Below are 15,745 nucleotides of genomic sequence, written 5' to 3'. Positions count from 1 at the left end.
CCTGAGCCTCCTATAGTGTGATCACGAATAAGTGATGAGATTACTTGATTCAGAATCTTGCAATTCTGTTTCTAAATGCTGCCATTCATTAGCAGAAAATTCAGCTAGTGTCGTAGCAATTGATTGTTGATAATGCTGCTCACGCCATCGTTCTATCAGTGCATAGATTACCCATAGAACAAGTGCTACTCCAGCCAATCTACCAAAGCGAACGATGGTAATTAATGCTGAGTGCGGAGCAAGATGGCTCAAAGGCTATCCTCATCGTCGTCAACCAGATTGACCCCGTAGAGTCCAGCTTTGAGTGTTTTGAGCGAGAGCAAGGCACACTTGAGCCGCACGGGTCCAATCGGTATCCCCAATAAATCGAGGATGGTTTGTTTATCAAAGGCTTTGGCTTCATCAACGCTTTTGCCAGCAAGTTCTTCGCTGAGCATCGAGGCTGAAGCTTGGCTGATCGCGCAGCCTTTGCCTTTAAATTTTACATCAACAATCCGCTCGTTCTCGACTAGCAAATAAATGCTGAGTTGATCGCCGCACAACGGGTTATGCTCGTGTTGCACAATCGTTGCTTGTTCGATCTCGCCGTAATTTCGCGGATGGCGATAATGATCTAATATATTTTCACGATATAAATCGTCCACAAGGCCTCACAGTTGGAAGGTATCGCGAGCCAAAACCAAGGCTTCGGCCAAACGATCAATTTCTTCCTCAAGCGTGTATAGGTAGAATGATGCGCGTACCGTTGCTGGCACGCCAAAAATATCGTGCAATGGATGGGTGCAATGATGCCCAGCCCGCACTGCAATCCCTTGGGTATCGAGAATCGCTGCCACATCGTGGGCATGCACACCTGCAAGGGTAAAGCTCAACAAGCCACCGCGCTCGGCAGCAGGTGGACCAAAAATGGTCAACCCATCGATGGCGCTGAGTTTATCCCAAGCGTAGTGGGTCAATTGGCGTTCGCGCTCGTGAATCGCCTGCATCCCAAGTTCATTCAAGAAGTCAATCGCCGCGCCAAGGCCAATCGCCTCGGCAATCGCTGGCGTGCCTGCCTCGAATTTCCATGGGAGATCGTTCCATGAGCTTTCGCGTAGCCCGACCCGTTTGATCATATCGCCGCCACCCATAAACGGCGGCATGGCTTCAAGCAATTCGCGCCGCGCCCACAGCACCCCAATCCCAGTTGGACCGCACATTTTATGCCCCGAAAAGGCCAAGAAATCGCAGCCAAGTGCTTGAACATTGACGGGAATATGTGGCACACTTTGCGCCCCATCCAGCAGCACCAAGGCTCCAACCTGTTTGGCCGCCGCAATCACCCGTTCAACTGGATTGATCGTGCCCAACACATTCGACATGTGGGTCATGGCGACCAATTTGGTGCGTTCAGTCAATAGTTGATCAAGGTGGCTGAGATCAAGTCGGCCTTGATCATCAAGCTCGATAAAATCAAGCTCTACACCAGTTTGGGCTGCTAGCAATTGCCATGGCACTAAATTTGAATGATGCTCGCTGACTGTGAGCAAAATTCGATCGCCCGCTTGCAAATTAGCACGGCCCCAGCTTTGGGCAACCAAGTTAATCGCTTCGGTCGCGTTGCGAGTAAAAATAATTTCTTTGGTCGATTTTGCGCCGATAAAGCGGCCAATCGTGCGGCGCGTGCCTTCATAGGCTTCGGTGGCGGCTTCGCTAATCTGATACACACCTCGATGAACATTCGCATTAATCGTGCGATAATAGCGATCCATCGCATCAAGCACTGCTAGCGGCTTTTGGGCAGTTGCGGTGCTATCCAAATAGGCTAGGCGATGGCCGTTAATCGATTGATCCAAGAGCGGGAATTGCTCGCGAATGGCCTGAATATCAAGGGTTGTTTGTACAGACATAACTCACCAATATCCGATTCCATAAAGGAAACCATGAATTGTTTATTTGATCCACGAAGGACACGAATGTTTGGATTTGGTATTTCTACCAAGCTTTATAGGCAATTAATAAAAAATTGCTTATTTATCCACGAAGGACACGAAGAGCACGAATGTTTGGCTCTTGTGATCTGTAAAAATTCATGGGCAATTAACGAGTTGATAGTAACGTCAACGAACTAAGCGTTTCCATTCCAACTTGCCAAGACTACCAAAATTAATCAATAGACCAACCCGAAACTGGGTTGCTTTGAGATAATTAATCAGTTGCGCTTCTTCGAGAGTTGTCAAACGATTTAGCGCTTTTAGCTCAACAATAATTTGGTTGTAACAAATAAAATCAGCAATATAGGTTTTTGGAGTAATTGCTGTTTATAACGAATTGCCAAAGGTGTTTGGGCTGCAAACTGAATTTGGCGTTGTGCCAACTCTAATGCAAGTGCTTCTTGATAAACAGCCTCTAAAAAGCCACTACCCAACTCGCGATGCACTTCAATCGCCGCCCCAACCACCGCGAACACTTCGTCTGCCAAAAGAATCGTTGCCATCCACGCCTCCCAAAAATAGTTAGTTCGTCGCTGTAACTAGATACATAAACTAACTATTTTTGGGATCACACAAAAAACATCCTTCGTGTCCTTCGTGCCCTTCGTGGATCAAATCGTTAGACTTTTTCGGCGACGATGGTTTCGACCCGTTCGCGGACAGCTTCATCAGGAATCATATCGATGATTTCGCCGACAAAGCCCAACACGATCGTGCGCTTGGCTTCGGCAAACGGCAAACCGCGTGATTGCAGATAGAACAACTGCTCTTCGTCGATTTGGCCGCTGGTTGAGCCGTGGCCTGCCTTAACTTCATTGGCATCAATCTCCAAGCCTGGAATTGAATCCGAGCGTGAATTTTTGCTCAAGTGCAAGGCATTTTCGCGCAAGTCGGAGTTGGTTCCTTGTCCAGTGGCAGGGATTTTGACCATGCCATCGAAAACGGCATAGGCTTCATCATCAACCACGGTTTTGAAGTTGATTTGGCCTTCGGTATTCAAGCCAATGTGATTGAGCTTGGGCGCAACCAGCAAGTTTTGCTTGCCATTGCCATACAACAAGCCATTCCAATTGACGCTTGAGCCGTTGCCGCTCAAATTGGCTTCCAAGGTTACGTGCTGCACAGCGCTACCAACCACCACGTTGAGCCATTCGGCTTGGGCATCGCGGTTGATACGAATTTGTTGGCTGCCCAACAGATAGACATTGCTGTTCAAGGTTTGCACGCTGCTGAAGCCAACTTGGCCACCATCGCCAACCTCAATTTCAGCCCCGGTCAAGACCACTGCGCTACCGGCAAAATCAGCTGAGCTAATTTCTTCGATCACGTTGATCGAGCTATGGCGCTCGGTGACGATTAATGTGCGGGGGGCGACAACCGTGCCAGCATTGCTGAGGTGATAGCGAATCCGCACCAACTCTTCAACCGCAACATCTTTGGCAACGTGAATAAAAATCCCGCCGTTGACCAAAGCATTATTGAGCGCTGAAAATGGATCGCGGCTGGTTTGGACGGCGCTGCCAAGCACTCGTTGCACCAATTCGGCGTGGCTTTGAATCGCTTCGGCTAAAGGCAGAATCGTCACGCCTTCCGCGCCAGCAAAATCAACTGAAACTTCGGCCTCAGCCAGCGTGTAATCAGCGATATTGAAGCCCTTCAAATTGGTTCGTCGCCAATCTGGTTGCTCAGCGGTTTCGAATGCTTCCCAAGCTTCGCGACGGCGGCTGGTCAGCCAGCTTGGCTCGTTGCGACTGGCCAACAAAGCCTCAAATTGCGCCAGATCAAAGGTAGATTGCAAATTAGCTGGCATTGCCGAACACTTCCTCTCGAATGAAATCGTAACCTTTTTCTTCGAGTTCTAAGGCCATGTCGGGGCCGCCTTCGCGCACAATTTGGCCGTTCATCAAAACGTGCACATAATCGGGCTTGATGTAGTTGAGCAAGCGTTGGTAGTGGGTAATCACCAACACGCCTAATTCAGGTTTTTCAGCTTTAACTTTGTTGACACCTTCGGCCACAATCTTCAAAGCGTCGATATCAAGGCCTGAGTCGGTTTCGTCCATGATTGCCATAGCTGGCTGCAACATGGCCATTTGCAAAATTTCGAGGCGTTTCTTTTCACCGCCTGAGAAACCTTCGTTCAAATAGCGGCGGGCAAAGTCAGGAGCCATTTCCAACATATCCATTCGGGCTTTGATCACTTTGCGATATTCAGCCATTGGAATGGCGGTTGATTTGGGATCAACGCCTTCTTGAGCGCGATGGGCATTCAAGGCTGCTCGCAAGAAATTGGCAACAGTTACGCCAGCTACCGCCACTGGATATTGGAAGGCCAAGAATAAGCCCAATTTTGAACGATCATTTGGTTCGAGATCAAGCACATCTTGGCCTTTGTACCAAACTTCGCCTTCGGTCACTTCATAGCGTGGGTGACCAGCGAGGGTGTATGCCAAGGTTGACTTGCCTGAGCCATTTGGCCCCATGATGGCGTGAATTTTGCCTTCTTCGATGGTGAGATTAATGCCTTTAAGAATTTCTTTGCCATCGACCGCAACGTGCAAGTTGCGAATGACCAAATTGTTGGCGCTCATGACACTCCTATTCAAGATTGCTATTCAACACAACAGCATGGCATGCCCCCTGCATCGCCAGCCGCCAAAGAACTTAGTTATGCTTCTCGATCCCAATCTCATCGGCTTTGATCACAAAGTGACAGCCGTTATGACCTTCGACCATGCGCCGTTGAATTTCAACTTCATGGCCGAGCGCAGTTTCCATCATTTGACGTTCCATGCTACACAGGCTATCGTGAGTTTGGGCTACCTCAAAATAGGGGCAGGCATACTCACTCACCACCCATCCACCGCCAGGCGATTCGGCTACATTGATCGACATCCCTTTGCGGTTCATCGTGTAGACGAATTGCATCAAACGCTCACGCAAAGCCACGTTGGCTGGATGATCGCCCGTGTAGAGCGTTGCCAAGCGTGTGCCCACCCGACTGAGCAATTGAGCCATACCTTCTGGACCTTCGGTCGCCAAAATTTCTTCCAGCAACACATTCAAAAGCACATCGTAGCCCTTAGGAAAGAGCGATTGGGCCTTAGCAGTCAGGGTATAGCGGTAGGAAGGGCGGCCTGGTCCTTGGCGAATTTTGGTTGGTGCAATGAGGCCTTGGTTGGTGAGATGGGTTAGTTGCTCGCGCACCGCAGTTGTGCTCACAGCCAGCGCATCTTCCAATTCCTTGACAGTCGCTGAACCTTTACGCTGAATGTAGCTCACAATATCGCCGGCGGGCGTTCCTTCTCGGATACCAAACACGGTCATAGATACCTCGCATTATGCCTTTGACCATACCGTCGCATAGTTATTGAGAATGATTATAAATCGAGAATCATTTTCTGTCAATAAAATCGGAAAAAACCGCGTTTATTCTAGTATGGTACGATTTTGCGGTAAAAAGCGGCTGTTTTAGGCGAATTTTCAAGCCATGCCAAGTAAGCCAAGGCCTTTTTTAGCCTAAGCTCGCAGGAAATGCCAAAATGAGCAGTTGATTAAGCGGCTAATAATTCTTGATGCAGGCGTTGTAGTTGCGCCAAAGTCCGTTGAGTACGGGGGTGTTGTTCGCCAAAACGGGCGAGATCGCCTTGCAAACGAACTTCGACGGTTTGGAGATTGCGGCGGCGATTGAGCCAGCGTTGGTAATGGGCAGTGGCTTGGCGATATACAGCTTGGGCTTGGGCCAAAATTGCGTTGCCATACATCGCGCCCAGCAAACACCACAAATGTTTATCGCTGGCCAAGGGGCGGGCATTGGCTGGATTGGTGCGCCATGCCTTGAGCAAACGTGTATTGGCATTGACAGCACTCCGAATTTGCTCAGCCTCGCTTGATGAATAGCGTTCAGCAAACCATTGCAATACTGCTTCAATTCCAGTTATTGGATGCATCACAGACCTCCTAGCCAATGTTGGATTTGAGCATAGCAGCAAGTTGTGACAACAACTGTCACAATCTTTTGTCACAATCTTCATTCAGGGGTATAGTTGCGCTCAATCGAAGGTCACTGTTGAAAGGATTATGCTCATGGTTTGGTTGAGGGTCGCCCTAGTTGGGCTGTTGGTAGCGATCGTGCTGGGGAGCATACCCCAAGCCCAAGCTGCTGATCAAGGCTCTACAGAACATATTTTTGGTGAAGGCGAGGGTGATCCAGCAGGTGCATTTCAGGTTCTGCGGCTGCATCCTATCCCAACCTCAATGAATTTTGGCGATGCGGTGCGTGGGGTCGCCAGTGGTGATAGTTGGTTAGTTGGGGTTGGCCAAAAAACCTTTTTTTCGCTTGATGCAGGCAATCATTGGCAGCAACTCGATCCATTGACGCTGTTTCCGGCGGCGGCAGGCGGCCTATGTTGCCAACAAGCTTTTGCCTATGATTATGGCCGTGATTTATTTATTTGGTTGTTGCAGTATGCACCTGATGCCCAGCGTGGGCTTGTGCGCATTGGCTACACCGATAGTGCTGGCTTGGCCGAACAAGCATGGGAATGGTACGACGTGCCCGCCGCCCAAGGCTTTACTTGGGTTGACCCACAACTTGAACTCAGCGCTAACCAAATTTGGCTGGCGATGGAGCGGCAGGCAGTCGGCGGGGCCATTGATAGTACATGGGTCAGCCAGATTCAAACTGATACGCTTGAAGACGATTTACCCTTTATTCGGAGTTATTCCTCAAGCACTGAGCGGGCTTGGCACTTGGTGCGGGGTGCTAAAGATATGATGTATTTTGCAACCCACATCAATCAAACCAGCCTACGGGTGTATGCTTGGGATGAGAACCAACCAATTCCAACTAGTAGCGATCTCAATGTTGCTGAATGGACAGCTGGCGCACGCATTTGCCCAACGCCAGATCAGCGCAATTGGTGTAGCGATGATGATGGGCGAATCCGCGCAGGTTGGGTGGCTAAGGGCACTGTTGGTTTTATGTGGAATGCAGTTTCCAGCAATACCATTACCTTTCCCTATATTGATGCGGTGCGAATGTATGAACGTGATCTGAGCTTATTACCATTCAGTTTAGCGCGGCCATTTATTTTCAATGCCCAAAACGGCTTCTCGCTGCCGAGTGTGGCAGTCAATGGGCGTGATGATGTAGCGGTAAGTTTTTATCACAGCAGTACCAAACAATATCCGACGCTTTCGAGCAGCATTTTTGATGATTTTACTGCGCCACCACCAGGCTGGGCCTATTACAACGTACAAGGGAGCAGCACCACGCCAAGCCAACAGCACTGGGTTGGTCAACTCGACACCCAAGTATTCAGCCCAACAAACCTTGGCTGGAGCGTGACTGGTGCGCGTTTGAACGGCTGTGATGAGGCACGTTGTTTACAACCATTCATTGCGATTTTCAGCCGCGAGCGAGATCGTCCAGCGATTGAACGCTGGCTTAGCCCAGTGCGCTATGAACTTTTCACCCCATTTGTTCAAATGAACTAAACAACAAAAAACCACTGGTTTTTCAACCAGTGGTTTGATTTGGTGCCACCTTCCGGGCTCGAACCGGAGACCCTACAATTTTCAGTCGTATGCTCTACCAACTGAGCTAAAGTGGCATTGGTGGGTGATGAGGGACTCGAACCCCCGACCTACTCGGTGTAAACGAGACGCTCTACCAACTGAGCTAATCACCCATCTGATTGAATAACGATTTTGGTGCCCAGAGTGGGACTTGAACCCACACGAGATTGCTCCCACTACCCCCTCAAAGTAGCGCGTCTGCCAATTCCGCCACCTGGGCAGGTGGTTTGCAACATTTGGTTTGTGTTGCATTTCGTTATTCAATTGTTTAGTGCCGTGGTATTATAATCAGCTTTGGCTTTCTTGTCAAATTTTATATTCCCTGCGCCAAATCTGCTCAATTAACTCGCAACGTTGCTTCAATTTCAGGCTTGATTATTGAAGATTTCCATCCATGGCTCGGCTGAGACAATTGGGATAAAACCAACTTGAGCATACAAGCCATGGGCATTTCTGGTTGCTAACAGCCAACGGCGTAAGCCTTGCAAATCAGGGTGAGCCAGCACGGTTTGCACCAACCATTTGCCAAGGCCATGACCACGATGTTCAGCCAAAATATAAACATCGGCCAGATAGGCAAATACTGCATAGTCAGTCACTACACGAGCTAAACCTATTTGCTGTTGATTGTAATACACCCCGAAGCAAAATGAATGAGTTAGTGAACGCACAATTGTTGTCGGTTGGCGTTGAGCTGCCCAATACGTTTCATGTAAAGCAGCAATGATCGCCGTATGATCAAGCCGAGCTGAATCAGTGCTGATTGTATAGTCACCCTTTTGCCATTCCATAGTCATGCTCCCAAATAAAAACAGCCCCAGTTACAAAACTGAGGCTGTTGACATAAAAATCTTTAAGGAGCGCAACTTGGTTTGGCGTTCAGCCATGGACTGAAGGTCAAATTGACCCCAACCGCATCGCCGGTGCCAGCGCCATTCTGCTCAGGATGATATGGGCCTGAGGCATCGCCCCACCAGTTGTTGCGGGCATCAAAGCCAACATCGCCAGTTAGGCCATAGTTTTTGTGGCTTTGGAAGCTATTGCCGCTAATCAAAATCCGTGAACCATCTAAGGTTGGGTCAGTTGATTTGATTTGCAGGCCATAGGCTCCGCCGCTAAAGCTATTGCACTGAAACACAGCATTCAATGATTGATTGAATTGGGCGCGAACGTTCGTACCGCTACTACCACGGAAACTGTTCTTCTCCAAGACAATTTCCACATCATCGGCGGTTGCGCTCAAACTCACGCCAGTTGCGCCATCGGTGGCTGTATTGTTAATCACATTACTGAATAAGCGCAGGCTCTTGCCGCCACGCACTTCGGCGCTGATTGGAGCAAAGCCAACTACGCGGCTGCGTTGCATATCAAAGTTGCCACCGCTAATATAGATGCGGCCTTTGTTCTCTTCAAAGACGCTATCTTGGATGACCGTATTGCCACCAAGGGCTGAAATCAACACGCCTTCGGAGCCACCGCCGCGCATATCAACCCAATTCAGATTTGCTTGGCCACCATTATTAACCACGATCGATTTCCAGAAACTGTTGCCGCTCTTGCGGAAACGAGCTGCATTAGCAGTCAATGTTCCATCAACCACCAACGATGTATTGGCATCGAGCAATACTTCCACACCATCATCAATCGTCAAGCTTGCGCCTTTGGCGATGATCGTATCGCGGCGAATTCTGACTGGGCTTTGAGCCAATGTCCAGCGCGTATTGCCACGAATCAGATCGTAAGGCAATGGTGTCGGCGTTGGCGTATTGGTTGGGGTCGCGGTTGGCCCTTCGGTTGGCGTGGTGGTTGGGGTTTCAAACGGCTCCTCGGTTGCACTGGGAGTTTCTTCAAATGGATCTTCGGTTGGCTTTGGATCTTCGCCCTCCTCGGTTGGGAAGGGTAATTCATCGGTTGCCACCGGAATATTGGTTGGGGCTGGAGTTGCACTATTTGAACTTGGCGTAGGATAACCGCCCGAACTTTGGGTTGGCGCAGCCGTGCCACGATTGCCCGTACTACTGGTTGGGAATGGTGGAATCGTCGTGCCACCAACTGGCAAGGTTGGAAACGGATCAACCGTCGAAGTTGGCCCTTGACCAACTGGCGGAGGATACGCACCCTCATTGGTTGGCGTTGCCCGATTAGGCGCTGGCGGCCCGACCACACCCGCCACATCGGTGGGTGTTGGGCGTAGATTGGCAACTTCGGTGCTGGTTGCCACGGTTGGCGTAATTGAACCATCAGCTGGAGCTAAAGTTGCCTGAGCCAAACTTGTCGGACTAGCCGCACCAGAGGGCGATTCGATCGTCGATTGCGAATTGAGACCAAAAATTGCAGCTAAAACAAAGAACGTACCAGCCAACAAGACGGTCTGGTATTGACGAATTTTTTGCATCGCACGACTTGAACGTAGGGCGGTGAGCAACCTTGCTCGTTGAGTTGGTGGGCCACTTGGTGGCAAGTTTTGCATCTCCATAGTGCGGCATGGTAGCACAGCCTGAGCCATCGTGCAATGAAGATTCGCTGAGAAATAGGGGGGTACTTTTGGCCTAAGTTGCCCGTTGATTATGTCTATGGTACACTCAGACCCTACAAGATTTAACCATCAGTTAAAGCAGCATTGACATGCGGTTTATCTTCTTTATGCAGCATGACATTTCAGAACTGAAGGTTCCCGCGTTGGTTAGCCGTCACAGTTGTTCTGGGCGGCGTTTCTACATGAATCGTGGAGGATTCTGTGCAATTTAAGGGTTTACGACTCCTAACAGCGTTAACGATGCTGTTCACGTTGATTGGTACTTCGTTGTCCGCAACATACACCACTCCAACCAGTGCTGTATCAACCTCCCTTGTCATTAGTCAATTCCAAACCGCTGGCGGTACTGCCGATGATGAATTTATCGAAATTCACAATATCAGTGCCAATCCAGTCGATTTGAATGGGCATCGCGTCGTTTATCGTGCTGCTGCTGGGGTAACTGATGTTTCAATTGCCAGTTGGACAAGCTCGGTTGTAATTCCTGCTGGTGGTTTCTATCTCTTAGGCCGTGCGAACTCATATGATGGTACGGTTACCGCTGATACAACCTTTGGTAGCGGTATTTCTGGTACGGGTGGGGGCTTCGCTATCCGTAACGGTGATTTGAATACTGGCACAATCATCGATTCAGTTGGCTTTGGTAGTGCGACGAATGCCTTTGTTGAAGGCACGGTTGTAGCTGCTCCGAGCGCCAACAATAGTGCTCAACGCAATAATTCAAGTTGTACTGATACCGACAATAATGCTGCCGATTTCAGTTTGTTGACTCCTTCAGCTCCTCGCAATAGCAGCAGTCCAGTTGCAACCTGTGGTGGTTTGCCAACCGATAATCCACCAACTGTTGCCAGCACTGTGCCAGCCAATAATGCCAACAATGTGGCCTTGAATGCGAACGTCACCCTTACGTTCAGCGAGCCAGTCACCACGACGGGCACTTGGTACACCATTAGCTGTACCAGTGGCGCTCGCACCGCCAGTGTTACTGGTGGCCCAACCAGCTATGTGCTTGATCCCAGCAGCGATTTTGCTGCCAGCGATGCTTGTACGGTAACGGTTGTTGCCAGCCAAGTAACCGACCGCGATGGTAGCGTTGATGCTATGGCCCAAGACTATAGCTTCAACTTCAATGTTTCGAGCGGTGTCGCCTGTTCAGGTGGCACGGTTACCCCAATCGGCCAAGTGCAAGGCACTGGCGAAACCAGCCCAGCAAACGGTACGGTTGTTACCGTTCAAGGGACGGTGGTAGCCGATTTTGAAGGTGCTCAGCCTGCTTTGCGTGGCTTCTACCTGCAAGATGCTGGCGATAGCAACGCTGCAACTTCCGATGGTATTTTTGTATTCAACGGCGGCGCTGATCAAGTTGCGCTTGGTCAAGTGGTGCGCGTAACTGGTACGGCTGGCGAAAACCAAGGCCAAACCCAATTGAGCGGAAGCTTGACGGTTGAGCTTTGTGGCACAACCAACACGGTTACCCCAACCCAAGTTACCTTGCCATTTGCCTCAACCACCGATGCCGAGCGCTTTGAAGGTATGTTGGTTCAATTCAACCAAAAGCTGGTTGTTTCAGAGCACTACTTGTTGGCTCGCTTCGGCCAAGTAACCTTATCGCTCAACGAACGCTTGGCACAACCAACCAACGTGGTTTCACCAGGCGCTCCAGCCTTGGCATTGCAAGCACAAAATAACTTGCACAAAATCATCCTCGATGATCCATTCAACAACCAAAATGCCGACCCAATTCTGTTTGGTCGTGGTGGCACTGGTTTGAGCGCCGCCAATACCCTTCGCGCTAGCGATAGCATCACTGGGTTGCAAGGTGTGATGACCTACACGTGGGGTGGTAATAGCGCTAGCCCCAACAGCTACCGCGTGCGCGTAACCCAATCGCCAAACTTCGTAGCCGAAAACCAACGCCCAACCTCGCTTGAGCTTGATGGCTCATTACGGGTTGCGGGAATCAACGTGTTGAACTATTTCAACACCTTTGGCAATGGCAACTGTACTGGCGGGGTTGGTGGTGCTGCTACCGATTGTCGTGGTGCTGAAAATACCACCGAATTCCAACGCCAAAAAGATAAAACCATTGCTGCGATCATCATGACTCAAGCTGATGTGATTGGCTTGATGGAAATTGAAAATGATGGCTTCGGCAGCAATAGCGCAATCCAAGATTTGGTTAATGGCTTGAACGCAGCCACTGCACCTGGTACCTATGCCTTGGTGGATGTCGATACACGCACAGGCCAAACCAATCCATTAGGTACTGATGCAATTAAGGTTGCCTTACTCTACAAGCCTGGCAAGGTTAGCTTGGCTGGTACAACCGCCGTACTCAATACTGGGGCATTCGGCGATTTCACCACCAGCAGCGGCACAACTGGCCGTAATCGCCCAGCTTTGACTCAATCGTTTACCGAAACCAGCAGCGGCGAAACCTTCACCGTGGTGGTCAATCACCTTAAGTCGAAGGGTAGTGCTTGTACCGATAACGTCAGCCCAGTGCCAAGCGACCCCGATTTGGGCGATGGTCAAGGCAACTGTAACCTGACCCGCAAAACTGCTGCCCAAGAATTAGTGGCTTGGTTGAATACCGACCCAACCAATGTTGATGATAGCGATTATCTGATCATTGGCGACTTGAACTCATACGCCATGGAAGATCCAATCACCGCTATTCGCAACGCTGGCTATGTCAATATTCCCAAAACCTTGCTTGGCGACGAAGCCTACTCATACATTTTCGATGGCCAAACTGGTTCGCTTGACCATGCCTTGGCTAGCACTTCGTTGTTCAGCCAAGTTGCTGATGTTCAAGAATTGCACATCAATGCCGATGAACCAATCGCCTTGGATTACAACACCAACTTCAAGAGCGCTGGGCAAATCGTCAGCTTGTACAATAACGATGCCTATCGTGCTTCCGACCACGATCCAATTGTGGTTGGTTTAGCCTTAGGCGCGGCTCCAACCGCCAACTTCAGCACTTCAACCAAAACCGTTAGCAGCACCAGCGTCGAACAAGGCGAGGTCTTCACTTACACCTTGACGATTCGCAACACGGGTGCAGCTGAAGGCAGCTTTAGCTTGAGCGACCTGATCAACAGCAATCTCGAAATTGTTGGCGTGACTGGCGGCTTGACGGTCAATGACCAAACCGCCAGCGTCAATAGCAGCCTCGCACCAAGCAGTAACAAAACCTATACCATCGCTGTGCGCAGCGTGGGCAATTTCGTGGGTAGCGTTGGCAACACCGCTGTCCTCAACAGCAATATTAACTTGACCGCCGATAGCGTGACAGTCAATGCAACGACAACCCCAAGCTTCACTGTGTACATGCCATTAGTCACCAAAAACTAATTTGGCTGAACTCGAAGCGCCCAACACCAGCAATTGGTGTTGGGCGCTTTTTTGGTTAATCAGCCTAAAGCCGCTGGTCGGGCTTGATTGCATTTTTATAATGAAGCAGATTGAAGTACATTGGAGCAGCAGCCAGCCATGCAGTATGCAGACCGTAGCGAGTCAATCAGCGAATATCTCAAGCGCTGCCCATTCCACAATACCATCACAATAACGAATCGATTAACGTCCGATGGCGATCGGATTATCACAATCCTCAACAATCACACGATCGCGATCGAAATTTATTTGGCAAAATCAAATTATTGCCTAATTAATGCAGGTTTAGGATTCAATGTTGATGATATCTACTGGCCCAATTTCCCTGCAATTTCGGTGCTTGAGTATTTAGTTAATGGCCATCTGGTTGAAAAACAGCGCATGCTTGGTTCAACCTGTGTTGGCGTGAGTAGTTATGTGGCAATCAACACTGACATTATCTACAGTAATCGAACATTCTGCCTGCTTGGCGAGCTGCTGCATGTGTTTACAAAGGCAACGCGCTTCGTTCAATATCCAAAACTTGTGGATTCAAAATCAGTTATAGATCAACCGTTACCCTAACGCTCAATAGGCCAAATTGGGGCTTGCATGTGCTCATTGCAGGCTGTAAGCTAGCAGCATCATAGCGAATCAATTTGGAGAGAGAGATGCTGGCTTTTTGGCATACCTATCAACGGGTCAAACATGGCAGTTGGAGCTTGGTTTTGGGCTTGGCTTTGGTAGCTTGCTCAATTCCAGTCAATTACTCCTCGGATAATCCACCAACTAGCCCACCAGCCGAACTTCAAATCGCAGCAGGATTCACAATTACCCCCATTATTACTGGCCTTGATCAGCCAACTGGACTAGCCTTTGATCCCCAAGGGCGTTTGTATATTGCCCAACGCTCAGGCACTGTGCTGATCAGCGACGGAACCAACCCACCCCGCGAGTACGCAACTGATTTCAATAAGCCCTTGAGTTTGCATTGGTATGAGCAGGCGTTGTATGTGGTTGAGCAAGGCCAAATTCAGCGCTTGAGCGACGGCAATAGCGATGGGATCGTCGATCAGCAAACGGTTTTATTGAGCGATCTGCCTGATCAAATTGAGGCGGCCACGCTGGTTTCCGATGCGCAGGGTTGGCTCTATCTCGGTGTAGGAACACGTGCTGATCATACGGCAACCGCCGGAATTCAAGAGGGTTATATTCGGCGTTTTCGCGCCGATGGCAGCGAATCGAGCGTGTATGCAACTGGTTTACGCATGCCGTTTGGCCTAGCCTTCGACCCACAGCAACAGCTTTATGCCACCGATAACGGGCGCGAAGGCCTTGGCGATGATCTTCCTCCCGATGAGGTAAATCGAATCACGGCTGGAGCCGATTATGGTTGGCCGCGCTGTTGGGGCCAGCGCCAGCCCGATGCTGATGGCGGCGGTGATGCGGCCAACTGTTCGACCACCAACGAGCCAGTTGCGTTGTTGCCTGCCCATAGCGGTGTAACCGGAATTGTCTTCTATCAGGGCACAGCGTTTCCCGCCAGATATCACGGCGATGCCTTCATTGGCTTATCCGGTTCATGGTATAGCCAAGAATTACGGGGCCATAGCATCGTCCGCATGGATGCCGAAACACAGCAGATTGAGTCATTCGCCAGTGGTTTTGGCCGACCTGTTGGTTTAGCGATTAGCCCGCAAGGCCAATTGTTGGTCGCTGATTATGACCGTGGCACCATCGTAATGATTGCCGCCCCACCTTAACAATAGCAAGAAAGTAGCTGGCAGATGGCACATATTATTAGCATTGCCTGTGGTGTAACTCCATGGGCCTTCAGAATTTCAACAACAACTGCATGGGTATGGGGTAGCCTGCTGGTGGTAGCGACAATTTGGGCCAAAGCAATGGGCTTAATGTTCTACGATTGGTTCGCTGATCGCTCGGCATGGCTTGATGGCATTCGTTTAACTATCGGCAATCTGCTTGTTATTTGGTTGAGCTATGTCGTTTTCCGCTCACCCGACGCGATTTATACCAGTTTCATCGGGATTATTCTCTTGGATTATCTCACCATGAGCTGGATTATCAAACAACGCGCGGCCAAAGCGATTAATCGTGATCCAATTGGCCAGCTCCAAGTTATTGATCATACGCCAAAGATGTATGAATCGCCAACAAAAATTGCTGTGATGATTAACTTGTTTGCAATTGCGGCGGCAATTCTTAGTAGTTTACTCTTGTTCTTCGTCAGCGTATTTGTATTGAGCTAAATGAGCGC

14 protein-coding genes, 3 tRNA genes and 1 pseudogene are annotated in these 15,745 nt (G+C 49.7%); 5 read left to right on the top strand and 13 right to left on the bottom strand.

What is annotated here, in order from left to right; all coding sequences use genetic code 11:
* Positions 1 to 21: 21 nt before the first annotated feature.
* The 8 genes and pseudogenes from DEF47_RS13200 to DEF47_RS13165 all read right to left on the bottom strand — a co-directional run bounded on the left by DEF47_RS13200 (position 22) and on the right by DEF47_RS13165 (position 5,923).
* On the bottom strand, positions 22 to 252 hold the full coding sequence (locus DEF47_RS13200; protein ID WP_287045178.1) for a hypothetical protein: 231 nt from the start codon (positions 250 to 252) through the stop codon (positions 22 to 24).
* Positions 249 to 644 carry a Fe-S cluster assembly sulfur transfer protein SufU gene (sufU, locus tag DEF47_RS13195; protein ID WP_012187967.1) on the bottom strand — a complete coding sequence of 132 codons (396 nt, stop codon included), beginning with the start codon at positions 642 to 644 and terminating at the stop codon, positions 249 to 251. The genes DEF47_RS13200 and sufU overlap by 4 nt, the downstream gene beginning before the upstream one ends.
* Positions 645 to 650: 6 nt before the next feature.
* Positions 651 to 1,889, bottom strand: coding sequence for an aminotransferase class V-fold PLP-dependent enzyme (locus DEF47_RS13190; protein WP_012187968.1), 1,239 nt, complete (start codon positions 1,887 to 1,889; stop codon positions 651 to 653).
* A gap of 210 nt (positions 1,890 to 2,099) precedes the next feature.
* Positions 2,100 to 2,476 (bottom strand): annotated as a pseudogene (locus DEF47_RS25190) (GxxExxY protein).
* 116 nt (positions 2,477 to 2,592) lie between these two features.
* On the bottom strand, positions 2,593 to 3,783 hold the full coding sequence (gene sufD / locus DEF47_RS13180) for a Fe-S cluster assembly protein SufD (protein WP_012187971.1): 1,191 nt from the start codon (positions 3,781 to 3,783) through the stop codon (positions 2,593 to 2,595).
* A complete protein-coding gene (sufC, locus tag DEF47_RS13175) occupies positions 3,773 to 4,564 on the bottom strand; it encodes a Fe-S cluster assembly ATPase SufC (protein WP_012187972.1) in 792 nt (263 codons plus the stop codon). The genes sufD and sufC overlap by 11 nt, the downstream gene beginning before the upstream one ends.
* Positions 4,565 to 4,637: 73 nt before the next feature.
* The gene (locus DEF47_RS13170; RefSeq protein WP_012187973.1) at positions 4,638 to 5,300 is read right to left on the bottom strand and encodes a helix-turn-helix transcriptional regulator; all 663 of its coding nucleotides are present in this window, start codon (positions 5,298 to 5,300) and stop codon (positions 4,638 to 4,640) included.
* A 227-nt stretch (positions 5,301 to 5,527) separates the two neighbouring features.
* On the bottom strand, positions 5,528 to 5,923 hold the full coding sequence (locus DEF47_RS13165; RefSeq protein WP_012187974.1) for a hypothetical protein: 396 nt from the start codon (positions 5,921 to 5,923) through the stop codon (positions 5,528 to 5,530).
* Between the two features lie 136 nt (positions 5,924 to 6,059).
* Between DEF47_RS13165 and DEF47_RS13160 the strand changes: the two genes are divergently transcribed.
* A complete protein-coding gene (locus DEF47_RS13160; RefSeq protein WP_012187975.1) occupies positions 6,060 to 7,472 on the top strand; it encodes a hypothetical protein in 1,413 nt (470 codons plus the stop codon).
* 40 nt (positions 7,473 to 7,512) lie between these two features.
* Here the strand turns inward: DEF47_RS13160 and DEF47_RS13155 are convergent.
* The 5 genes from DEF47_RS13155 to DEF47_RS13135 form a co-directional block, all read right to left on the bottom strand.
* Positions 7,513 to 7,588, bottom strand: a tRNA-Phe gene (locus tag DEF47_RS13155).
* A 2-nt stretch (positions 7,589 to 7,590) separates the two neighbouring features.
* Positions 7,591 to 7,666 (bottom strand) — tRNA-Val (locus DEF47_RS13150).
* A gap of 20 nt (positions 7,667 to 7,686) precedes the next feature.
* A tRNA-Leu gene (locus tag DEF47_RS13145) sits at positions 7,687 to 7,773 on the bottom strand.
* Positions 7,774 to 7,918: 145 nt separating this feature from the next.
* Positions 7,919 to 8,344, bottom strand: a complete 426-nt coding sequence (locus DEF47_RS13140; protein WP_012187976.1) for a GNAT family N-acetyltransferase — start codon at positions 8,342 to 8,344, stop codon at positions 7,919 to 7,921.
* A 62-nt stretch (positions 8,345 to 8,406) separates the two neighbouring features.
* A complete protein-coding gene (locus DEF47_RS13135) occupies positions 8,407 to 10,023 on the bottom strand; it encodes a right-handed parallel beta-helix repeat-containing protein (protein ID WP_041303868.1) in 1,617 nt (538 codons plus the stop codon).
* A gap of 267 nt (positions 10,024 to 10,290) precedes the next feature.
* On the opposite strand from DEF47_RS13135, the gene DEF47_RS13130 reads away from it, so the two are divergent.
* From DEF47_RS13130 to DEF47_RS13115, 4 genes are all read left to right on the top strand, one after another.
* Positions 10,291 to 13,449 carry an ExeM/NucH family extracellular endonuclease gene (locus DEF47_RS13130; RefSeq protein WP_012187978.1) on the top strand — a complete coding sequence of 1,053 codons (3,159 nt, stop codon included), beginning with the start codon at positions 10,291 to 10,293 and terminating at the stop codon, positions 13,447 to 13,449.
* Positions 13,450 to 13,737: 288 nt separating this feature from the next.
* On the top strand, positions 13,738 to 14,052 hold the full coding sequence (locus tag DEF47_RS13125; protein ID WP_287045176.1) for a hypothetical protein: 315 nt from the start codon (positions 13,738 to 13,740) through the stop codon (positions 14,050 to 14,052).
* A gap of 86 nt (positions 14,053 to 14,138) precedes the next feature.
* Positions 14,139 to 15,230, top strand: coding sequence for a PQQ-dependent sugar dehydrogenase (locus DEF47_RS13120; RefSeq protein ID WP_012187980.1), 1,092 nt, complete (start codon positions 14,139 to 14,141; stop codon positions 15,228 to 15,230).
* A gap of 24 nt (positions 15,231 to 15,254) precedes the next feature.
* Complete coding sequence (locus DEF47_RS13115) at positions 15,255 to 15,737, top strand: hypothetical protein (RefSeq protein WP_041303871.1); 483 nt, start codon at positions 15,255 to 15,257, stop codon at positions 15,735 to 15,737.
* Positions 15,738 to 15,745 lie beyond the last annotated feature (8 nt).

This window comes from Herpetosiphon sp. (assembly GCF_003512625.1).
Taxonomy (GTDB): domain Bacteria; phylum Chloroflexota; class Chloroflexia; order Chloroflexales; family Herpetosiphonaceae; genus Herpetosiphon; species Herpetosiphon aurantiacus.
This window is presented reverse-complemented; position numbering and strand designations above follow the sequence as displayed.

Coding starts and splice junctions, on each gene's coding strand:
- DEF47_RS13190 (WP_012187968.1), bottom strand. CDS start 1,889: ATGTCTGTACAAACAACCCTTGATATTCAGGCCATTCGCGAGCAATTC.
- sufD (WP_012187971.1), bottom strand. CDS start 3,783: ATGCCAGCTAATTTGCAATCTACCTTTGATCTGGCGCAATTTGAGGCT.
- sufC (WP_012187972.1), bottom strand. CDS start 4,564: ATGAGCGCCAACAATTTGGTCATTCGCAACTTGCACGTTGCGGTCGAT.
- DEF47_RS13170 (WP_012187973.1), bottom strand. CDS start 5,300: ATGACCGTGTTTGGTATCCGAGAAGGAACGCCCGCCGGCGATATTGTG.
- DEF47_RS13165 (WP_012187974.1), bottom strand. CDS start 5,923: ATGCATCCAATAACTGGAATTGAAGCAGTATTGCAATGGTTTGCTGAA.
- DEF47_RS13160 (WP_012187975.1), top strand. CDS start 6,060: ATGGTTTGGTTGAGGGTCGCCCTAGTTGGGCTGTTGGTAGCGATCGTG.
- DEF47_RS13140 (WP_012187976.1), bottom strand. CDS start 8,344: ATGGAATGGCAAAAGGGTGACTATACAATCAGCACTGATTCAGCTCGG.
- DEF47_RS13135 (WP_041303868.1), bottom strand. CDS start 10,023: ATGCAAAACTTGCCACCAAGTGGCCCACCAACTCAACGAGCAAGGTTG.
- DEF47_RS13120 (WP_012187980.1), top strand. CDS start 14,139: ATGCTGGCTTTTTGGCATACCTATCAACGGGTCAAACATGGCAGTTGG.
- DEF47_RS13115 (WP_041303871.1), top strand. CDS start 15,255: ATGGCACATATTATTAGCATTGCCTGTGGTGTAACTCCATGGGCCTTC.